The organism is Planomonospora alba, from assembly GCF_039534085.1.
In the GTDB taxonomy this organism is placed as follows: domain Bacteria; phylum Actinomycetota; class Actinomycetes; order Streptosporangiales; family Streptosporangiaceae; genus Planomonospora_B; species Planomonospora_B alba.
On sequence record NZ_BAAAUT010000005.1, the window covers coordinates 78,441 to 100,673 of the forward strand.

8 protein-coding genes are annotated in these 22,233 nt (G+C 67.0%); 7 read left to right on the plus strand and 1 reads right to left on the minus strand.

Annotated elements, in window-relative coordinates:
- Positions 1–17: 17 nt before the first annotated feature.
- Positions 18–3,338, minus strand: a complete 3,321-nt coding sequence (locus ABD823_RS04185) for a hypothetical protein (protein WP_344856077.1) — start codon at positions 3,336–3,338, stop codon at positions 18–20.
- A 285-nt stretch (positions 3,339–3,623) separates the two neighbouring features.
- Here ABD823_RS04185 and ABD823_RS04190 point away from each other — a divergent pair, with 285 nt between their 5' ends.
- From ABD823_RS04190 to ABD823_RS04220, 7 genes are all read left to right on the plus strand, one after another.
- Positions 3,624–4,160, plus strand: a complete 537-nt coding sequence (locus ABD823_RS04190) for a GNAT family N-acetyltransferase (RefSeq protein ID WP_344856078.1) — start codon at positions 3,624–3,626, stop codon at positions 4,158–4,160.
- 511 nt (positions 4,161–4,671) lie between these two features.
- Positions 4,672–9,876, plus strand: a complete 5,205-nt coding sequence (locus tag ABD823_RS04195; protein ID WP_344856080.1) for a DEAD/DEAH box helicase — start codon at positions 4,672–4,674, stop codon at positions 9,874–9,876.
- Positions 9,877–12,708, plus strand: a complete 2,832-nt coding sequence (locus ABD823_RS04200; protein WP_344856082.1) for a helicase-related protein — start codon at positions 9,877–9,879, stop codon at positions 12,706–12,708. It abuts the gene before it with no gap.
- Complete coding sequence (locus ABD823_RS04205) at positions 12,705–16,802, plus strand: Eco57I restriction-modification methylase domain-containing protein (protein WP_344856085.1); 4,098 nt, start codon at positions 12,705–12,707, stop codon at positions 16,800–16,802. The genes ABD823_RS04200 and ABD823_RS04205 overlap by 4 nt, the downstream gene beginning before the upstream one ends.
- An 18-nt stretch (positions 16,803–16,820) precedes the next feature.
- Entirely contained in the window at positions 16,821–18,935 is a 2,115-nt protein-coding gene (locus tag ABD823_RS04210) for an AAA family ATPase (RefSeq protein WP_344856087.1), read from the plus strand.
- Positions 18,932–20,119, plus strand: a complete 1,188-nt coding sequence (locus ABD823_RS04215; protein ID WP_344856089.1) for an McrC family protein — start codon at positions 18,932–18,934, stop codon at positions 20,117–20,119. Before ABD823_RS04210 ends, ABD823_RS04215 begins: the two co-directional genes overlap by 4 nt.
- A 13-nt stretch (positions 20,120–20,132) precedes the next feature.
- Positions 20,133–22,220 (plus strand): UvrD-helicase domain-containing protein, encoded by a 2,088-nt coding sequence (locus ABD823_RS04220; RefSeq protein ID WP_344856091.1) that lies wholly within the window; start codon positions 20,133–20,135, stop codon positions 22,218–22,220.
- The last annotated feature ends 13 nt before the right edge of the window (positions 22,221–22,233 follow it).

Genomic DNA, 22,233 nt, shown 5'->3' on the forward strand with positions numbered 1-22,233 from the left:
TCACTCCGTACGTTGTTCTATGTGAGAGGTTTCGCCGACCGTATGTCCTGGGAGACGAGAAGAAGCTCAGCGAGAACCAGGTCGATGGTGATGAAGTCGGGAGCGACTTCTGCCAGCAAGCGCCAGTGACAGCGGAATTCCCGCTCCACAGCGACGCACTCGTCATCCCCACGCGCTGCCAGTCTCGCGATCAGAGCCAATCCCAGGGAGACGGCAGGGAGGGCGAGCCATCCGCCTTTTCCTTCCGGGTGACGGCGTTCCTCGACAAAATGCAGGAGATCACGGGATCGATGTTTATGGGCGAGGATGTGACGGGCACGCCTGAGAATCCTGGAGGACTCACGGGCAACATTCGCCGCTTGAGGGGTTTCCCGTTCGCCGAGCAGTTTGTGAGCGGCGAATGCTCGGTTTCTCTCGTCTAGCAGCGCGGCCGGCACGCAACCTGACGCCCTGATCGCCATGTCCTGCTGCTCTGGTGGCAGTGCGGCCAACTGCTCGGCACCGGGCCCGAATCTTCCTACAGCGATGTGAGGATCTCCACCATCCAGGATGTCCACGAGGCTGTCGCCACACTGGTCTTCAGCGTGGAGGGTCCATTCTCCTACAGGCTGAGCGGTGGAGAGCAGGACTGCTGCGGCGGGGAAGAATGACCAGAGTTCGCGCGTCGTTTCCTCATCGTCATGACTCTCCGGCGCTAGAGCGGCGAACCCAGAGTCGATCAGGACGACGATAGCTCTGCCTGGGTTCAGTTCCACTGAACGAAGCGCCCGCAGCGCCGCCAATGGCGAATTACGCAGTTCCGCAGAACAGTCTGCCACCAGTTTCGCCGCGCCGGGACCGAAACGGAGATGATCCGCGAGGTCTATGAGGGTCCACAGCCGGTCGAGCCTAGATATACCCGAAATCTTCGCGTATCCGGCCATGTAGCGAGCCAGGGTCTCCTCCTCGGGGTCATCTCCTGGATACACACCCGGATTAGCGCAGACAAAGGCAGCAGAATAGTCCGGCCAACGCGGCCAATCGACCTGCACCCATGGATCCTCAATCCGCAGGTGCACAATCATCGGCCCCGCGTTCTGAAGCGCCGGAGGCAAAGACACCGTTCCGTCGGCTTCTATTGGATAAGTTATGGGCTCACGCCAGGGCGCGGTCGCAAGGTAGATACCTGCGGTCAATCCCTCGACATGGGCCGGATCTCCAAGCCGGAGGATCTCACCGTGATGCTCGACATAAGAGGCAAGGCGCATGGGCCGGATATGCGCGACAGGAAATCGTTGTCCTTTCACTGTCGCCACGAGTTGCGCGTGAGGGTAAGAGCGCACGGTATCGGCCAGCCGAGCAAGGTTGTATCTCCCTGTACCGTTCTGCCGTCCACTCACCTCCACCAGTTGACGGTCGGCGCCGCCTGACACGAGATGGAGCGGTTCAGAATCATCAACTGCCGGAATACGCAGGAGCAGCGTTCCGCCATCCTCGAGAGACTCTGCGGTGAGCTGCACCGGTCCAGCACTCCACGTGGCTGGCTCCGTGGAGTTCTGCAGGAGAACTTGAGCATGGGGTGGTGTGACAACCAGCGGCTCGGTCTCATCGCCTGCACGGTATTCGATCACCTCGGCCACGTCGTGCGCAGTGAAGCTCACTTCGGCCGGGCTGGCTTTGCCGCCCTCCGGAGGAACCACAATGCTCCGCCCTGAAACCAGCCCTTCCTCTGTGAACAGGCGAATCTCGGGTGTGTAAGAAACGGACAAGCCCTCGGCAATGAAAACGGTCCTGCGCATGCCTCGGCCGATCGATCCGCGAACCGTGATCTCAAAAGCACCGAGAATAGGCCGCTCCACCGTTTCCCACATTCTCTTCACCGAGGCAGCCTGGTCGACTGTGTAGCTCCTGGAGAAAACAACGGGACCACCCACCCGCCTTATCTCCACATGCCACGTCATCTGGGACTCTGCGGGCAGCCAGATCTCTGGGAGATCGGCATGCACGGCGGAACCGTATGGCGTCGTGACACCGACCAGAGGCTCACCAGTGATCAATCTGGGTTGGGCTCGGCCTCGTACAGCTCTTCGGCTGAATTCCCTCCCGGCGAGTCCCAGCCACTGTCTGCCTTCCATTGACAACAGAACCAACCGCCACCCGTTCCAACCAAGCGGCAGCCTCCCCTCTGCCATCTCCCGTAGAGGGGTGTCCGAGTCCAGTTTCAGATCGTCGGGATAGAGGACCCAGATTGCTTCCAGAGGCAACTGCCGGCCGGCCGGCAGTCTCCGGCCATCCTCAGTGAAGATCAACCAAGGCTCCGCCGGATCGATGACCTGCAGTGTCACTTCCTTCGAGAGGCGGGGTGACTGCACGCGAACCATGCGGACCGGTTGGGAGAGCGGATACGTGGTTGGCGGCGCCTCCTCCGCCACACCGACCCATGCGCTCTGACTCCGGACCGTACTTCGAACGCCGTCAGCGTTGATCGTCCATTCGGTGACCTCTGCTGATATGGCACCCGTCCTAGGCAGGATGAGCTGAACGCCGTAACCGAACGGATCAAGCCCTACCTGCGGACTTCGACAACGGGAACTGCTTCCCCTCTCAGCGGCTGACCGCTCCAGCGTCAGTTTGCCCTCTTCCGCCAACTTCTGAGCGGCTTCCACGATGTGAGACGGCAGGCCGACGGCGTCGAGATCAGGCTCCGGCTCTGTGAGACGATCAAGCAGGTCGATGCAGCGGTCGAGTACATCGTGGGCGTACTCCGAGTCCGCCAGGAGGAACCGTCGCACCGGCTCGTCGACACCGTGCAGCCGATGCTCTCCCGCGGTCGCCCAATGAAAGAACGCTGCGGCGTCGAGCCCAGGATCCTGGGCCTTCCGTTGCAGGAGCAATCGGAGCAGGTCCTCCAGGCAGTACGCCGGTATTCCGGCATGCATGACGATGGAGCCGAGGTATGCCTGGCCAGATGTGGAGAGAGGGAGATCAAGGCTTCGAAGAGCCGCAATGTACGCGCTTCCCCATTCCCGGTGGTGCATGTCGTTACCCCGCCAGCCACAGGCGTCCCACCACTCTGGCCAGAACGTGTGCTGCTTGAACTCCAAGCGGGCCACTCCTGTCATCGCGATGACGACGCATGCGGGCCAGCGCTCGAACATCCCGCGAAACCGATCCGCCATGATCCGTTGCCGGTAGACCATGCCCAGCGCCTGAGCTGCCTTCAGGACAGTGGGCCTTTTGACATCCACCTCGCACACGAGGGAGACATCACGGAGCTGCGGTGCCCACTTCGCCTCGGCCGCGTCAAGCCACTCCGAGGGAGACGCTGTTCGGGAGATCACCCTCCCCGAGTCTGACATGGCATAACTCTATGTATAACTGGAGGCAATCATGCAAGATGTGACATATAACGGGTCATCACATTTGATCATCTCCGTCACTGGCCGGCGGTAGACGATCAGAAGCCGTACTGCTCCGAGATGTCCTACCGATCGGAGTCGATGAAGATCTTCAAGTGATGCCGCCCACGAACCGATGACGATCTCCACCCTCAGGATCAGCAGGCGACAACGGCGACATGAGCCCTCGATGAATCACGTTGGAACTGTTTTTTCACATGAGGGGCTGATGACAGACTCTCGATCATGAGTGATGGACAGGTCTCCGTCGTGATCCGGCCCTATCGGGATGCCGACCGTGACGCCGTTGTCGCGCTGGCTTCGCGCCTGACCGAAGGCGTCGCGGCCTGGCGGGACGCTTCCGTCGTTGCCGACGCCGTACACGGTTGGGTCACCGACTCTCTCGAGCAAAGTAGCAGCGATGGTCATGGCGTACTGGTGGCGATCGGCGACGGCAGCGTCGCGGGCTTCGTCACTGTGACCACCCGTCGGCACTTCACCGGCCAAGTGGACGCCTACATCGGCGAGCTCGTCGTCTCTACCGAGGCGGAGGGGACGGGCATCGGGCGTGCTCTGGTGAATGCCGCCGAGGCATGGGCGCGCGACCGTGGCCTACAGCGCATGACGCTGGAGACTGGGGCGGCCAACACCCGAGCCCGTGGCTTCTACCGCGCGCTGGGATATGCGGCGGAGGAGATACGGCTGAGCAAGCCGATATCGACCGGCGATCAGGCGATGCCTGATCGCCCGCCTACGGGAGAAAACACGGTGAACGCGTCGTAGACCTTACGTTCCTGCAGGCGGTGGAACCGAGCGTCGAGCATCCGATCGAAGGTGTCCTGCAGAGCCGATGGAGCGTCGGTCCCCATCGACCAGGTGACGACCATAGCGAGCTCGGAGAGCGACGTGGTCGTCTTTCTTCGGCGGTGCCCCTCCCGGGTCCGGCGTCAAGCGCTGGGCCTCCGAGCTCGTACGAGTTCGCCGGAGCGGCTGGAACAAATGGCCGCTGCAGCCGCTGACGCGACGGAGTGAGGGTCCGCCCTTCGTGGCAATCGGCCGGCCTCGGGTCTCCGTCCGCCGAGGCACCGAAGAGGACCGCTCACCATGCACCCGTCGATCAAGATGTCTCCGTTCGGCAACAAGTGCCCGTAGCCGACCTCCGGCGATGTAACAGTTTGTAATGGAGTGATGATAGGAGGGAGAAGATTGCCTGGAAGAGCGGCGTGTTCCGTGTCGGTGCAGACCTGTAACGTGCTTCTCCGGCAGGGAGCAGAGACCGAAGATCGTGGACGGTATGGACGTTTTTGAAGTTCATCAGCAACTGATCGCCGACTACCAGGCCTTCACTTCCGGTTTTACGGAGATCTACGACCGCCGCATCCGCGAGCACGTCGAGACCCGGATGGCCGAGGGCGAGCAGTGGCCCGACCCGTATCTCGCGCTGAACCCCAACTTCGCTCCCGGTGGGACCGTCAGCGAGCTCGTCGCTCAGGACCTGCTCCAGCCCGAGTGCGAGAAGATCTTCCGCGTCCACAAGGACGAGCCTCACGGGTTCGAAGGGCACATCGTCGGCCTGCACAAGCACCAGCGTGAGGCCATCGAGATCGCCCGGCAGGGATCGAGCTACGTCCTGACGACCGGCACGGGCTCCGGCAAGAGCCTCAGCTACATCGTCCCGATCGTCGACTGGGTCCTGCGGCAGCAGCACAAGGGGACCTACCAGCCCGGGGTGAAAGCGATCATCGTCTACCCGATGAACGCCCTGGCCAACAGCCAGCTCCACGAGCTGGAGAAGTTCCTGCAGCGTGGTTATCCCGAGGGGGGAGAGCCGGTCACGTTCCGCCGCTACACCGGCCAGGAGAAGGAGCACGAGCGGGAGGAGATCCTCAAGAACCCGCCGGACATCCTGCTCACCAACTACGTGATGCTCGAACTGGTGCTGACCCGACCGAAGGAGCGGGAGCGCCTCATCACCGCGGCGCGGGGCCTGCACTGGCTGGTCCTGGACGAACTGCACACCTACCGCGGACGTCAGGGCGCCGACGTGGCGATGCTGGTCCGGCGGCTGAGGGACGCCTGTCAGGCCCAGGACATCCAGTGCGTCGGCACCTCGGCCACCATGACCACCGAGGGCAGCGAGGCGGACCGGCGCGCGAAGGTGGCCGAGGTCGCCACCAGGCTCTTCGGGGTCCCGGTGGCACGAGCCCATGTCATCGGCGAGACCCTGGAGCGTGCCACGACCGCCGACCCGAGCAGCGTGCTGACGGGCGACGCGTTCCGCGGCATCTCGGATCTGGACTACGACCGGTTCGTGTCCGCTCCCCTCTCCGCATGGGTGGAGAGCCAGTTCGGCGTGGTGGAGGACCTCGAGACCAAGCGGCTCCGGCGTCCACCGCGCCCCCGCACCGTGTCCGAGGCGGCCGCTGATCTGGAACGGCTGACCGGGCAGCCCAACGAGAGCTGTGTCAGGGCCATCCAGGAGACCCTGCAGCGTGGCGCCGCGCTGTCGCATCCCCGCACCCAGCGGCCGGTGTTCGCGTTCCGGCTGCACCAGTTCCTCTCCAAGGGGGACAACGTCTACCTGAGCATCGAGCCGGAGGACGTCAGATACATCACCAGTCGCTACCAGACCGTCGTTCCCGAGGCACGGCCCTCGACCAAGGACCGCATCCTCGTGCCCGCGTCCTTCTGCCGGGAGTGCGGTCAGGAGTACCTGTCGGTCTCCAGAACCGACGACCAGGGACGCGTCCGGTTCACCGCCCGCCAGGAGCGGGACGCCAGCGGTGGTGAAGCGGCCAACGGATATCTGTTCGTCTCCTCTCAGGTCCCCTGGCCGGACTCGCTTGACGTGGCCATCAGCGAGCAGCGCATTCCCGAGGCGTGGCTGCTCACCTCTGACGACGGATCGGTGACGGTGGCGCCTGCCCGCCGCAAGTACCTGCCGTCCATCGTCCATGTCGACACCACCGGCTACCAGGTGGACGAGGGAGAGGGCATCAGGGCCGCCTACGTTGCCAGTCCCTTCATGTTCTGCCTGCAGTGCCGTACCTCCTACGAGCAGGCGCGGGGCAGCGAGTTCGCCCGGCTCGGATCGCTGGCTCTGGAAGGCCGTAGCTCGGCGACGTCGGTGGTCAGCGCGAGTGTGGTCCGCAGTCTGCGGGAGCAGCCCGTCGACGACGAGGCGAAGAAGCTGCTGGCGTTCTCCGACAACCGGCAGGACGCCAGCCTCCAGGCCGGGCATTTCAACGACTTCATCCAGGTCGTGCAGTTGCGAGGTGCCCTGCACCGGGCTCTCGCCTCGAGCCCGGAGGGGCTCACCCACGAGGTGATCGAGCAGAAGGTGACCGATGCTCTGGGTCTCCGGATGGCCGACTTCGCCCGGAATCCGGAGGCTCGCTTCAGTGCCGAGAAGAAGGCCTGGGAGGCGCTGCGCCGGGTCATCGGCTACCGGCTCTACCTCGACCTGGAGCGGGGCTGGCGGATCACGATGCCCAACCTCGAGCAGACGGGGCTGCTCAAGGTCGACTACCTCGACCTGCCGGAGATCGCCGCCGCTGAGGACCTGTGGGAATCCCAGCACCACGCCCTGCGTGACGACGCCCCTCAGCATCGTGAGGAGCTCATGCGGGTGCTGCTGGACGAGTTGCGGCGGGTCCTCGCGATCGAGGTGGACTGCCTGACCGATGTGGGCTTCGAGCAGGTGGAGAAGCTCAGCGAGCAGCATCTGCGGGACCCGTGGGCGCTGCCGGAGCGGGAGCAGAAGCCCGAGACCGGGATCGCCTTCGCCCGGGCCGGCGGCAAGGGCGGCTCGCGGCGGCACCTCCATCTGACGGGTCACGGCGCCTTCGGCCGCTACCTGCTGCGCCCCAACCAGTTCCCTCACCTGAAGCACAAGCTCACTCGCGACGACGCCCAGAAGATCATCAGCGACCTGCTGAAGGTCCTGAAGTCCGCCGACCTCCTCACGATCGTGCAGGAGGCGAAGGAGGACGGCGCTCCCGGATACCAGTTGAAAGCGTCGGCGATCCTGTGGCGGCCCGGGGACGGTAAGTCGGGTGCCGAGGACCCGCTCCGCAAGACCGTCACCGCCGAGCTCGGGCCACGCGTCAACCCCTTCTTCCAGCGGCTGTACGCCGACCTGTCCGACACGCTTGCCGGTCTGCACGCCCGCGAGCACACCGCCCAGGTCACCAACGAGAACCGGGCACTTCGGGAGAAGGCCTTCCGCGAGGGTGAGCTTCCGGTCCTGTACTGCTCCCCCACCATGGAGCTGGGCATCGACATCGCCAATCTGAACGCGGTGGCCATGCGCAACGTGCCGCCCACCCCCGCGAACTACGCCCAGCGGGCCGGGCGGGCCGGCCGGTCCGGGCAGCCGGCGCTGGCCGTCACCTACTGCGCCACGGGCAGCGCCCATGACCAGTACTTCTTCCGGCACCGCGACCAGATGGTGGCCGGCTCGGTCGCCGCTCCCCGGCTCGACCTCACCAACGAGGACCTCATCCGCTCGCACGTCCATGCGATCTGGCTGGCCGAGACCGGTCTCGCCCTGGACCGCTCGATGGCCGGCGTCATCGACATCTCCGAGGACAACACGGCTCTGCCGCTCAATGCCGAGGTCAAGAAGGCGATCAGTTCCTCTGAGGCTCGGGTGCGGACCGCGGAACGGGCACGCAGGATGCTCTCCGGACTGACGGAAGAGCTGGCCAGGACCTCCTGGTGGCATGACGACTGGATCGACCGGGCCGCCGAGGACGCTCCGGCGGAGTTCGACCAGGCGTGTCAGCGCTGGCGTGAGCTGTATCGGACGGCGCTGGCCGAGCGCGAGCACCAGCACCGGATCATCGGCGACCACTCGGTCAGCAAGAAGGACCGCGACTACGCGAGCGCGCGCCGCCGCGAGGCGGAGAACCAGCTCCGCCTGCTGATCAACGAGAACGCCGAGGATTTCCAGACCGACTTCTACACCTACCGCTACCTCGCCTCGGAAGGGTTCCTGCCTGGCTACTCCTTCCCCCGTCTCCCGCTCCGCGCGTACGTGCCCGGACGGCGCGGCCTGCAGAACGAGGGCGAGTTCATCCAGCGGCCTCGTTTCATCGCGATCAGCGAGTTCGGTCCCGGCGCGCTCATCTACCACGAGGGACTGCGCTACCAGGTGAACCAGGTGCAGCTCGCCCCGGGAGAGCAGAGCGGCGACGGTCTGGACACGCGCACCTCCCGCCGGTGCGAGTCCTGCGGTCACCTGTACGAGGAGCATGACGACTTCTGCGACCGCTGCCGGCGCAAGCTCGGCCGACCCATGCACCGCCTGCTGCGCCTGCAGACGGTCAAGGCCTCGCGGCGCGACCGGATCTCCTCCGACGAGGAAGAACGGCGCCGGGCCGGCTACGACCTGATGACCTCCTACCGGTTCAACGACCACGGCGTACGGCCCGGCCGCCTCGACGCGTCCGTCGTCCACGGCGAGGAGCCGCTGCTCGACCTCGAGTACGGCGACACCGCGACCGTCCGGGTGACCAACCTCGGCCTGCGCCGCAGGAAGCAGGAGAGCGAGGGCTACTGGATCAACGTCCGCAATGGCCGGTGGTTGTCGGAGAAGCAGGCCCTGGACGCCGACCCCGCTGTGCAGGAGCTGGGTGACGCCGACAGCGTGCAGACCAAGCAGAAGGTCATCCCCTACGTCGAGGACAGCCGGAACATCCTCATCGTCCGCAACGCCGTAGGCCGGCCCGTCTCGAAGGAGGCGGCGATCAGTTTCATGTACGCGCTGGAGCGCGGCATCGAGACGGAGTTCCAGCTCGAGGACAGCGAGCTGGCCAGTGAGCTGCTGCCCGACCCCGACGACCGGGGGAGGACGCTGTTCGTCGAGAGCTCCGAGGGGGGCGCCGGCGTGCTGCGACGGCTCCTCACCGAACCCGACGCCCTGCGCCGGGTCGCGCGCCGCGCGCTGGAGATCGCCCACTTCGACCCGGAGAGCGGCGAGGACCTCGGCGGTGTCGTCAACGGGGAGCGCTGTGCCCGGGCCTGCTACGACTGCCTGCTGTCGTACGCCAACCAGGGCACCCACCAGCTCATCGACCGCCACCTGGCCCGGGACCTGCTGGTGGCCTGCGCGCACTCCGCCACCAGGATGGACACGCCCGAGACCGACCCGGTGAAGGTATGGGAGGAGGTCCGTCAGGCCGTCGAGTCCGACGACCCGCGCCACGCCTTCGTCTGCTGGCTGGAGGAGCGCGAGTACCTCAGCCCGGACGAGGTCGCCGTCACCGTGGAGGGGTGCGGCGCGAAGGTCGACCTGGTCTACCGGCTCTCGACGGGCCCCGTCGCGGTCTTCGTCGACGGACCGGACGACGCCGACCGGCCCGACCGGGACGAATTCATGGCGGATGAGCTGCGTGAGCTCGGCTGGGGTGTTCTCCGCGTGCCCTATGGTGCGGAATACAGCGAGATCGTCCGTAAGTACCCCAGCGTTTTCGGGACCAGCCGGAGGGACGGGTAAGTGCAGAGCTTCACAGTCGGATCACTGGTGCGGGCACGCGGCCGAGACTGGGTCGTCCTGCCCGACTCCGGCCCCGAAATGCTGGTCGTCCGCCCGCTCGGCGGGAGCGACGACGAGGTCGCCGGCATCCTGACGGGCATCGAGCAGGTGACCCAGGCGACCTTCCCTCCTCCCCTGCCCGAGGACGCCGGGAACGCGCTCAGCGCCGGCCTGCTCCGCACCGCGCTGCAGGTGGGTTTCCGCGCGACCGCTGGACCGTTCCGGTCACTGGCCGGCCTCGCCGTCGAACCGCGCCCCTACCAGCTCGTCCCGCTGCTGATGGCTCTGCGCCAGGAGACCGTGCGCCTGCTGATCGCCGATGATGTCGGCATCGGCAAGACCGTGGAGGCCTCACTCATCGCCGCCGAACTGCTGGCCCAGGGCAGCGCGAGAGGACTCACCGTGCTGTGCAGTCCGGCGCTGGCCGAGCAGTGGCAGGCCGAGCTGGCGAGCAAGTTCCGCATCGACGCCGAACTGGTGCTCTCCAGCACCGTCAAGAAGCTGGAGCGAGGCCTGTTCGACGACCAGTCGGTCTTCGATCGGTACCCCTACACGATCGTCTCCACCGACTTCATCAAGTCGGCCAAGCACCGCGACGACTTCGTGCGGGCCTGCCCGGACCTGGTCATCGTGGACGAGGCGCACACCTGTGTCGCCGACGGTTCGTCCAGCGGCGGCCGGACGCTCCGCTACGACCTGGTCCGCAAGCTCGCCGCCAAGAAGGACCGCCACCTGCTGCTGGTCACCGCGACCCCGCACAGCGGCAAGGACGAGGGTTTCCGCAATCTGATCGGCCTGCTCGACCCAGAGCTCGCCGACCTCAACCTGGCCACCGCCAAGGGCCGTGACCGGCTCGCCAAGCACATGGTGCAGCGCCGCCGCGGCGACATCCGCAAGTTCCTGGAGGACACCCGCTTCCCCTCGGACCGGGAGACCCGCGAGGAGCAGTACTACCTCACCGAGGACTACCGGAAGCTGTTCGACGCGGTCCTCGCCTACGCCCGCGAGACCGTGCGCGACTCCTCCGGCGGCCATCTCCGCCAGCGGGTCCGCTACTGGTCCGCGCTGGCCCTGCTCCGGGCCCTCGCCTCATCCCCCAAGGCCGCCGCCGCGACGCTGCGCACCCGCGCCAAGGCCGCCGACGCCGAGACGCCGGAGGAGGCCGACAAGCTCGGCCAGGCGACCGTCATGGACCAGAGCGAGGACGAATCCGCGGAGTCCGTCGACGTGCTGCCCGGCGCGGACAGCGCACCCGAGGGTGACAGCCCCGAACGGCGTCGGCTGCTGGAGTTCGCCCGGCGGGCCGAGAAGCTCGCGGGGAAGGCCGACGCCAAGCTGGCCAAGCTCGACGAGACCGTCCAGGGACTGCTGGCCGACGGCTACGACCCGGTGGTGTTCTGCCGGTTCATCGACACCGCCGAATACGTCACCGCGCATCTGCGGACCTCTCTCGGCACGACCGCCGTAGTCGAATGCGTGACGGGCGCCCTGCCGCCCTCCGACCGGGAGAACCGCATCCGGGAGCTCACCGACCGGAAGGGCCGCCACGTCCTGATCGCCACCGACTGCCTGTCGGAGGGCGTCAACCTGCAGGAGCACTTCCAGGCGGTCGTCCACTACGACCTGGCGTGGAACCCGACCCGGCACGAGCAGCGGGAAGGCCGTGTCGACCGGTTCGGCCAGCCTTACGACGTCGTGCGCGCGGTGACCATCATCGGGGCCGACAACCAGATCGACGAGATCGTCATGCGGGTCCTGGTCCGCAAGCACAACGAGATCAGAAAGCAGCTCGGCGTCAGCGTTCCGGTGCCCGACTCGGCGAACCAGGTCGTCGAGGCCGTCTTGGAAGAGCTCCTCGTCAACCAGCCCGCAGCGCACCAGCCGGCGCTGGAAGGGCTTGAGGACCTCGGACGGCAGCGCCGCACACAGCTGCACCAGGAGTGGGAGAGCTCCGCGGCCAAGGAGAAGGAGTCGCGGACCAAGTTCGCTCAGGCCGGCATCAAGCCGGAGGAGGTCGCCCGCGAGCTGGAGGAGGTCCGGGCGAGTCTCGGCACCGGCGGCGACATCGAGGAGTTCGTGTACGAGGCCCTCAACGCGCTCGGTTCGTCGTTCTCGCAGCGCGACTACGGGTTCGACGCCGTCACCGCCACGCTCCCGGTGGGGTTGCGGGACGCCCTTCCGCCCGGCCACGCCCAGCCGCTGCCGTTCCACCGCGCTCTTCCCGTGCCGCGCAAGCACGCGCATCTGGACCGGACCGACCCGCACGTGGGCGCGGTGGCGCGATACGTCCTGGACAGCGCGCTCGACCCCATGGCCCCCGGTCCGCGTCCGGCCCGGCGCTGCGGTGTAATGCGCACCGGCGCGGTAGCGCGCCGCACCACCCTGCTGCTGGTGCGTTTCCGGATGCACCTCACGCTGCCGGGCCGTGAGGGCCCCAGGCCCATGGTCGCGGAGGAGGCACGGGTGCTCGCCTACCGGGGCCGTCCGACCGAGCCCGAGTGGCTGCCGAAGGAGGAGGTCGAGGCCCTGCTCAGCGCCGAGCCCGGCGGCAACATCGCTCCCGAACTGGCCGCCGACGACCTGACCCGGGTCATCGGCCATCTCGAGCAGCTCCGGCCGCACCTGGACGCCGAGGCCCGTGTCGCCGCGGACCGTCTCCGCGAATCCCACGTCCGGGTACGGCAGGCGACCCGGCAGAGCGGCATCAGCAAGATCAATGTTGAGGCGCACACCCCCGCCGACGTCCTCGGCCTGTACATCTACCTCCCGGTCGTGGCAGGAGGAGCCAAGTGAGTCGCTCGCCCTTCCCCTCTCTGCGCGTCGCGGGCGGTCTGCTCCCCGCCGACCTGTTCACCCGGGTGCTGGAGGACAAGGACCTTCCCGGGCGGGAATCGGCGGCGTACGGCCTGGCTCCGCACGAGAACGTCCGCGAGGCCGCCTCCCGTGCCTGGGACCGTCTCAGCGGCGTGTGGAAGGCATTCGTCCGCGAACGCGACAGGGCCGTCGTGGAGGGCCGCCCTCTCACCGGACTCACTCGGGAGCGCTGGCTGCTCATCCTGTTCCACGAGCTCAACTACGGCTACGGTGCGCTGGTCACGACGTCTGCAGGTGGCCTGACCGTCAAGGGCGTCGAGGACAAGACGTTCAAGGTCAGCCACTGCTGGATGCACGTCCCGATTCACCTGCTCGGCTGGGCCGTCGATCTCGACCACCGCACCAAGGGCGTGGCGGGCGCTGCCGACGCCGCTCCGCAGTCGATGCTGCAGGAACTGCTCAACCGTTCCAGCGACCACCTGTGGGCGATCCTGTCCAACGGCGCCAAGCTGCGTCTGATCCGCGACTCGCGCTCCCTGGCCGGATCGGCGTACGTCGAGTTCGATCTGGAGCTCATCTTCGGCGAGCAGCTCTTCTCCGACTTCATGCTGCTCTTCCGGCTCGTGCACGCCTCACGCTTCGCCGTGCAGCCCGACGAGCACCCGTCCTCATGCTGGCTGGAGAAGTGGCGCAGCACCGTTATCCAGCAGGGCGAACGGGTCAAGGAGCGGCTGCGCGGCGGCGTCGAGCAGGCCATCAACACCCTCGGCACCGGTTTCCTGCGCCATCCCGCGAACTCCGCGCTGCGCGAACAGCTGGCCTCAGGGACGTTGAAGCTCAAGGACTACCAGCGGTCGGTGCTCCGGCTGGTCTACCGGATGCTGTTCTGGATGGTCACCGAGGATCGGGACGTGCTCCTCGATCCCTCCGCCCCTGCTGCCGCACGCGAGCGCTACCTGCGCTTCTTCTCGGCCGAACGGCTCCGGGAGCGTGCCCGCCGCGGCGGCGCCGACCATCACGACGACCTGTGGGAGACCGTCCGACTCGTCTTCACCGCCCTCGGCACGGAGAGCGGCCTGCCCGAGCTGGCGCTGCCCGGCATCGGCGGCCTGTTCGAACGCATCACCCGTGACGAGAGCGGTGAGCCGCTCGATCCGTCGCGCCCCGACGAGCTGGACGAGCCTCTGGAGGGTCTGCGCCTCACCAACCAGGCGCTGATCACCGCGGTCCGCCATCTGGCCATCGCCGAAACCGGCGACCAGCGACGTCCGGTGGACTTCCGCAACCTCGGTTCCGAGGAACTGGGCAGCGTCTACGAGTCGTTGCTGGAGCTCCACCCCCGTTACGACCCCGCCGAGCAGACCTACACGCTCACCACGGCGGCGGGCAACGAACGCAAGACCACCGGCTCCTACTACACGCCTCCCTCGCTGACCGGAGCCCTTCTGGACAGCACCCTCAATCCGCTCCTCGATGAGGCGGCACGCACGGCGGATGACGCGGCGGCCAAGGTGGAAGCGCTGCTGAGCATCACGGTGTGCGACCCGGCCTGCGGATCCGGGCACTTCCTGGTCGCCGCGGCCCGCCGGATCGCCCGGCGCGTCGCCGAGATCCGCTCCGGCGAGGACGAGCCCTCCCCCGACCTGGTCCGTACGGCGATGCGCGAGGTGGTCGCCCGCTGCATCCACGGTGTGGACATCAACGAGATGGCCGCCGAGCTGGCCAAGGTCTCGCTCTGGCTGGAGTCGGTGGAGCCGGGCAAACCCCTCGCCTTCCTGGACACGAACATCCGGGTCGGCAACGCCCTGCTCGGCGTGACGCCCGCGCTGATCGAGAAGGGCATTCCGAAGGACGCGTTCAAGCCGATCGAGGGTGACGACAAGAAGATCGCCACGCTCATCGCCAAGAAGAACGCCAAGGAGACCCTCGGAATTTTCGACTTCTACGCGGCCGGATTGCTCACCAACGCCGAAATCGGCAGGGAGACCGCCGAGCTGGTCCGCGCGCTTCCCGGCGACCTGACCGGCGCGCTCGTGCAGCGCCGGCGCCTGCGCGACATCGACGCGGGGCGGCTGCCGCTCAAGCGGAAGGCCGATGCCTGGTGCGCGGCGTTCGTGCAGGAGAAGACCCCCGAGACGGAGCCACTCGCCATCACCGGCTCGACACTCGACTGGATCAGCGGTGACCCTTCCGAGTGGACCTCCCACCACAAGGCCGTGGCGAAGCGGGTAGAGAACCTGACTGAGGGCTACCGTTTCTTCCACTGGCACGTGGAGTTCCCGCACATCTTCGCCGTTCCCGAGGACAGCACGGACGCGGACCCGGCGACCGGCTGGCGCGGTGGCTTCACCTGCGTGATCGGTAATCCGCCGTGGGAGCGGGTGAAGCTCCAGGAGAAGGAGTTCTTCGCAGCCCGGAACGAGGACATCGCGAACGCCAGGAACGCCGCCGCCCGGAAGAAGGCCATCGCGGCGCTCGCCACCAGTGAGGACGAGGCCGACCGACGGCTCTTCGCCGAATTCGCCGGTGAGCTCCGCAAAGCGGAAGGGTGGAGCCATCTGCTCCGCGTGTCAGGACGCTATCCGCTGACCGGCCGGGGTGACATCAACACCTACGCGGTCTTCGCCGAGACCGGCCGGACCGTGCTCTCTCCACGCGGCCGGGTCGGCATGGTACTGCCCACCGGCATCGCCACCGACGCCACCACCCAGTACTTCTTCAAAGATCTGGTCACGACCAAGACACTCGCCTCGCTCTACGACTTCGAGAACGAGGAGAAGCTCTTTCCCAACGTCCACCATTCGTTCCGATTCTGCCTGTGGACCGGATCAGGCCACCATGCGCCGCAGGACCGGATCAACTTGGCGTTCCGGCTCCGGCAGGTCCCTCAGCTCACCGACCGGCGATTCGTCCTCACGCCGGAGGACATCACTCTCCTCAACCCGAACACCGGCACCTGCCCGGTGTTCGACTTCAAGCAGAACGCCGATATCACCCTCCGCATCTACCGCCGGATGCCGGTGCTGTGGCGGGAGGAGCCGGAGGACAACCCCTGGGGGCTGTCGTTCATGGCCATGCTGCACATGGCAAACGACTCTGGGCTGTTCCACGATCGTCAGCAACTGGAGGACGACGGCTGGGAGCTGGACGGCAACGTCTTCATTCGTGATGGCCAGCGGATGCTGCCGCTCATCGAAGCGAAGATGATTCACCACTTCGACCACCGTCTCGGCACCTACGAAGGACAGACCCAGGCCCAGGCCAACATGGGTACACTCCCCCGCCCCACTCCTGAACAGAAAAACGACCCTGCCTTCGCCGCCCTCCCCCGCTACTGGGTGGCCGAGAAGGAAGTCGAGGCCAGACTCTGTCCGGAAACCGACGCCGAAAGCAGTCGCCGCTATCGGCAGTGGGACAAAAAATGGCTTCTCGGCTGGCGCGACATCTGCCGCAGTTCCGACACCCGCACTGTAATCAGTAGCGCTATTCCCCTATCGGCCGTGGGAGACAAATACCTGCTCGCCCTAGCTCCTCATGGGGCAGCACTTCTTCAAGCCAACCTGACATCTTTCGTCCTTGACTATTGCGCCCGCCAGAAAATAGTCGGCACATCGTTGAAATATTTCCTATTCAAACAACTCCCTGCACTTCCTCCAGAAGCATACGAAGAATCCGCTCCATGGCAGCCGGACGAGCGACTGAGTGCATGGGTCACGGCACGAGCGCTGGAGCTCTCCTACACCTCCTACGACATGGAGTCCTTCGCCCGTGACCACGGTGACAACGGCCCGCCATACCGGTGGGACGAGGAGCGACGGTTCTGGCTGCGGGCGGAGTTGGACGCGGCCTACTTCCACCTGTACGGCGTCGCCCGGGACGACGTCGACTACGTCATGGACACCTTCCGAGCATTCAAGAACAACGACCCGGACCGCTTCGCCCGCACGAAGAAGGCCATTCTGGAGATCTACGACGCCATGGCGGACGCGATCACCGGGCGCAGGCCGTACGTCACCGTTCTCGACCCCGCGCCGGGCCATGGTCCTCGTCATCCGGCCCGTACCGACGCCTGAACCCGAGGGAGTTCGTTCATGGCCGATGCCGTGAGGATCGCACCGCTCTTCCGCTGCGCGATGGAGGTGCTCGCCGAGGCAGGGCGGGCATTGCCGCGCCGCGAGGTGATGGACGAGGTGCACCGGCGGTTCGAGTTCGCACCGGAGGACGAACGGCCTGACCGCCGGGGACGACCTCGCTGGCAGACCCATCTGGGATGGAAGATCAGCGAGGCGGCGGCTGTCGGCTGGGTGACTCGGCAGGACGGATGGCTGATCACCGAAGCGGGGCTCCAGGCGCTGAAGTCCCACGCTGGTGACGAACTACACCGGGAGCTCGGGCGGCAGTACCGCCTGAAGCGCCTGAGTGGCCAGCGGAGTCGTTATACGGATCCCCGCTGGGGCGTCATACTCGACGCACTGGCTCTGCTCGAACCGGAGTCTTGGACGTCCTACGGTGACCTGGCCGAGCTGTCGGGGATCTCCCCCCAGTCCGTGGGCGGTTTCCTGGCCGAGAACCCGCTGCCCAGCGGCCACCGGGTGTTGCGGACCGATGGCCGGGTCTCCCCCGAATTCCGGTGGGCTGACGAGAACCGGACCGACGACCCGCGCGAGGTCCTGAAGCGTGAAGGACTGGAGTTCGACGAGTTCGGCCGGGCGAGCCAGGCTCAGCGCGTCACCGCCGACGACTTCCGGCAGATGCTCTCCGACATGGGCGCCGAACCGGCCACCCGCCGGGCCTGGCTGGTTCGAGGGTCGTCGGTGGACGGCCGGGACCTCGTCCCGGTCTGGCTGCACAAGGAGTCGGTGTCGCTGGCCGGCGCGAGCCTGCGTCCCATCTCACCTCCCGTGCCCCGCGACGAGCTGAGAGCCATCGTCGAGGACGACTATCAGCACAAGTCGTACGCCGCGCGGGAGGTGAAGCTCGCCGAGTTCGACGCGTTCTGCAACCGGATGCGGCCCGGCGACTACGTCCTGACCACCAGCCAGGGCAAGACGTACGTCGGCCGGATCACCGGCGAGGCGGAGTTCGTCCACTCGCCCGACCAGCGTTCCAATCTCCGCCGCCCGGTGGAGTGGCTCAACCCGACCGGTCCGGTCCCGTTCGCGCACCTGCCGCAGCCGCTGCCGGCGAAGCTGCAGAGCCAGGCCGACGTGGTCGAGCTGACCGAGAACCTGGCCGCCGTCGAGGAGCTGCTGTCCGCCCTGGGCCTCCGCGGGGGCGGCGGTCCCGTGAAGCCGCCCAAGGAGCTGTCGTTCCCCGAGGTGAGCCAGGGCCTCGCCGACGATCTCTTCACCGACCGGGAGCAGCTCCAGCGCCTCGCCGACCTCCTGGAGGAGGACCGGCAGCTCATCCTGTACGGCCCGCCGGGGACCGGGAAGACCTACATCGCGCGCAAGCTCGCCGGGGAGCTGGCCGAGCCCGGCGCGGTCAAGCTGGTGCAGTTCCATCCGTCGTACACCTACGAGGACTTCTTCGAGGGGTTCCGGCCGGTACAGCGGGCCGACGGTCAGCTCGCGTTCGAGCTGCGTCCCGGGCCGTTCCGGCAGCTCGTCGAGGCCGCCCGGTTGCACCCGTCCGATCCGTACATCCTCATCATCGACGAGATCAACCGGGCGAACCTGGCCAAGGTCTTCGGCGAGCTGTACTTCCTGCTGGAGTACCGCGACGACACCATCAGCCTGCTGTACTCGGCCGAGTCCGACTTCATGCTCCCGCCGAACGTCTTCGTCATCGGCACCATGAACACCACCGACCGGTCGATCGCCCTGGTGGACGCGGCGATGCGGCGCCGGTTCCGGTTCGTGGAGCTCCATCCGGCACGGCCGCCGGTCAAGGGACTGCTCGGCCGCTGGCTGGCAGACCGGCGGGAGAAGGACGAGCTCGCCGTGCACAACCTGGACGCTCCTGAGGTGCTGGACGAGCTGAACTCCCGTATCGAGGACCACGATCTGGCGATCGGCCCGTCCTACCTGATGAAGCCGGTGATCTACCGCAGGGAGGACGGTCTGCAGACCGTCTGGGAGACCTCGATCCTGCCGTTGCTTGCCGAGTACCACTACGGCAGCCCACCCGCCGTGTTCGACCGCTACCGGTTGAAGACGCTCCGCCAGGCGATAGCCGTACGGCACGGGGCGGAAGAGGCGCAGTGATCCGCGTCGAGGTGGCGGAGACGGGGCAGACGCAGTGCGTGCTCACCCCCGAACAGGGCCGCCTGCTGGCCGCCTCGGGAATCGTCACCGCGGTGCCCTCGCCGTACGACGCGACCGTGTGGGACATCAGCCCGCGCGGCGGCGTCGGGGTGGCGCGGATCGGCGACGTCGAGGTGTGGGTGACGCCGAAGCTGGCGATCGACCGGCTTCTGTTCCTCGTCGGATACGCGAAGAACCCCAAGGGGTGGCGGGAGGAGACCGTCGGGCTGGATCCGCAGAAGGACCTGGTGCCTGCCGTCGCGCAGGCGCTCTGGCGGCAGGCGGAGAACGCGCTCCGGCAGGGACTCCTGCAGGGGTACCGCACGTCCGAGGAGTCCTCGTACGTGCTGCGCGGTCGTCTACGTGAGACCGATCAGATCCGGCGGCACCACGGCCGGGTCATCCCGATGGAGATCCGGCACGACGACTTCACCGTGGACATCGCGGAGAACCAGATCCTGCTGGCGGCCGTCTCCCGGATGCTGACCGTCCCACGGCTCGACGCCGAGTCCCGGCGGCGTCTCACCGCGCTCCGAGCCCGGCTGGCCGACGTGACAACGCCCGTGCGCGGCGCCGTTCTGCCCGCCTGGCGGCCGAACCGGCTCAACCAGCGCTACCACACCGCCCTGCGGCTCTCCGAAGTCGTCCTGCAGGCCACCTCTCCCGAGCACTCCCCCGGCTCGGTTCCGGCCAACGGCTTCCTGTTCGACCTCCCGAAGATCTTCGAGGACTTCGTGACAGTGGCCGTCTCCGAGGAGCTCACCGCACGGTACGGCGGAGCGGCCCACCCTCAGTACCCCTGCCATCTCGACGAGGCGCTCGCCGTACGGATGAAACCGGATCTGGTGTGGATGCGGGGAGGAGAGCCCGCGGCGGTGGTCGATGCCAAGTACAAGCGGGAGAAGCAGGCCGGGTACCCGGACGCCGATCTGTACCAGATGCTGGCGTACTGCACGGCCCTCCGGCTACCGCGCGGCCACCTCGTCTACGCGAAGGGGAACGCCGACGCCGCTCGGCACGTCGTGCGTCACACGGGCGTCGAGATCGTCTGCCATGCCCTCGATCTAACTCGCCCATCTGATGCGATTTTGTCACATATGCGGCATATCGTGACCGATATGGCGGGCTCCCAGCGGGCCGCTTGAGGAAGGACGCGACATGGCACAGCTCTTCATCGACAAGGGCTTCTTCTTCGAGTTCGGCAAGCTGGAGAAGTCCGTCCAGGACAAGGTCTACGACGTCTTCGGCAAGTTCGAGCAGGCCACCCACACCGGCCTGCACCTGGAGAAGGTGAACAACGCCCACGACAGCCGCATGCGGACCATCCGGATCGACCAGTTCTGGCGCGGTGTCGTGCTCGCGCCCGAATCGGGTGACACGTACATGCTGCTCAAGGTGCTTCCGCACGACGATGCCTACCAGTGGGCCGCGCGCCGGAAGGCCACCGTCAACGCGGCCATCGGCGTGGTCGAGATCCGCGACATGGTCGCCATCGAGGAGCATCCGGCCGAGGTCCCGGACCACCCCGGCACCGCACCGCTGCTGGCGGATGTGTCCGATGTCGATCTGGAACGGCTCGGCGTCGACGAGCAGGTGCGGGGGTTCGCCCGCACCCTCACGCGTGTGGACCAACTGGAGTCGGCTCGCGGGATGCTGCCGGAGGCGCAGTACGACGTGCTGCTCGCCCTCGCCGCCGGATACACACCCGAGCAGGTGTGGGAGGAGATGCCGCCTCCTCCCACGTCGATCGATCCGGGCGACGTGGCGGCGGCCATCGCCCGTTCTCCGCAGCGTGCGGTGCTCGTCACCGGACCGGACGAGCTGATGGAGGCGTTCACCTACCCGTTCGCGCTGTGGCGGATCTATCTCCACCCCACCCAGGAACGCGCCGCCCACGCCTCCTACAGCGGCCCGGCCCGCGTGATGGGCGGCCCCGGGACCGGGAAGACCGTCGTCGCACTCCATCGGGCCCGCCACCTGGCCGAGCGAACGGCGACAGACCGGTCGATCCTGCTGACCACCTTCACCAAGACGCTGGCGTCCTCCCTCGAGGACGGGCTCCGCATCCTGATCGACGATGAAGACCTGCTCCGGCGGATCGACGTCCGGCACATCGACCAGCTCGCCTATCAGATCACCTCTCGCGAGCACGGCCGCCTCCCGGTGCTGAAGGAGAGCGACGAGAAGAACCGCTGGCTGGAGATCATCAAGCGTTTCGGGCTGCCCTTCACCGACGCCTTCCTCGCCCAGGAGTGGCGGCATGTGATCCTCGCGCAGGACATCACTTCGCTCCTGGACTACCAGCGTGCTCGCCGCACCGGCCGGGGTGTGCGGCTCGGCTCGGTCCAGCGCGAGCAGATCTGGGACGCGGTCACCGCTTTTGCGGACGGACTCGCCGTGGACGGTGTCTGGACCTACGAGACGATCTGCGTGGAGGCAGCCCGGCTGCTCCGTGACGGGGACAAGCCCTACCGGCACATCGTCGTGGACGAGGCGCAGGACCTGGCTCCGTGGCAGTGGCGGCTCCTGCGGGCCGCCGTGCCCGCCGGACAGGACGACCTGTTCATCGCGGGCGACACCCACCAGAGGATCTACGAGCACCGCGTCTCGCTCCGGCAGGTCGGCATCGACATCGCCGGCCGTGCCGAACGCCTCAAGCTGAACTACCGGACCACCGCGGAGATCCTCGCCTGGAGCATCGGCCTGCTTCACGGTGAGCCGATCGACGACATGGACGAGGGCCTCGACCGGCTCGCAGGCTGCCGCTCGGCGGTTCACGGCACTCCCCCGACCGTGCAGGGCTTCCCCACCCGCAACGCGGAACTCGCCCACCTGGCCTCGGCCATCCGGCAGTGGCTCGACAAGGGCGTCGAAGCAGGTCAGATCGGAGTCGCCGCGCGTACCTCGATGGTGGCGGACGAGGCCATCAAGGTGCTGAAGGCCGCCGGCATCCCCGCCGTGTCATTGGCGAAACACTCGGTGAACGACAGCGAGGTCGCGGTCGGCACGATGCACCGGATGAAGGGACTCGAGTTCCGCTGCATGGCGGTCATCGGCGTCAACGAGCACTACGTCCCCTATCCCTCAGCGATCGTCTCCGCGGAGATCGACGCCCATGCCCACGCACGAGATCTCCAGCGCGAACGCTCCCTGTTGTTCGTCGCCGCCACCCGCGCCCGTGAAGACCTGCTGGTCACCTGGCACGGGAACCCCAGCCCCTTCCTCTCGGCTCACTCCATCCGGTGAGCAGCCGCTGATC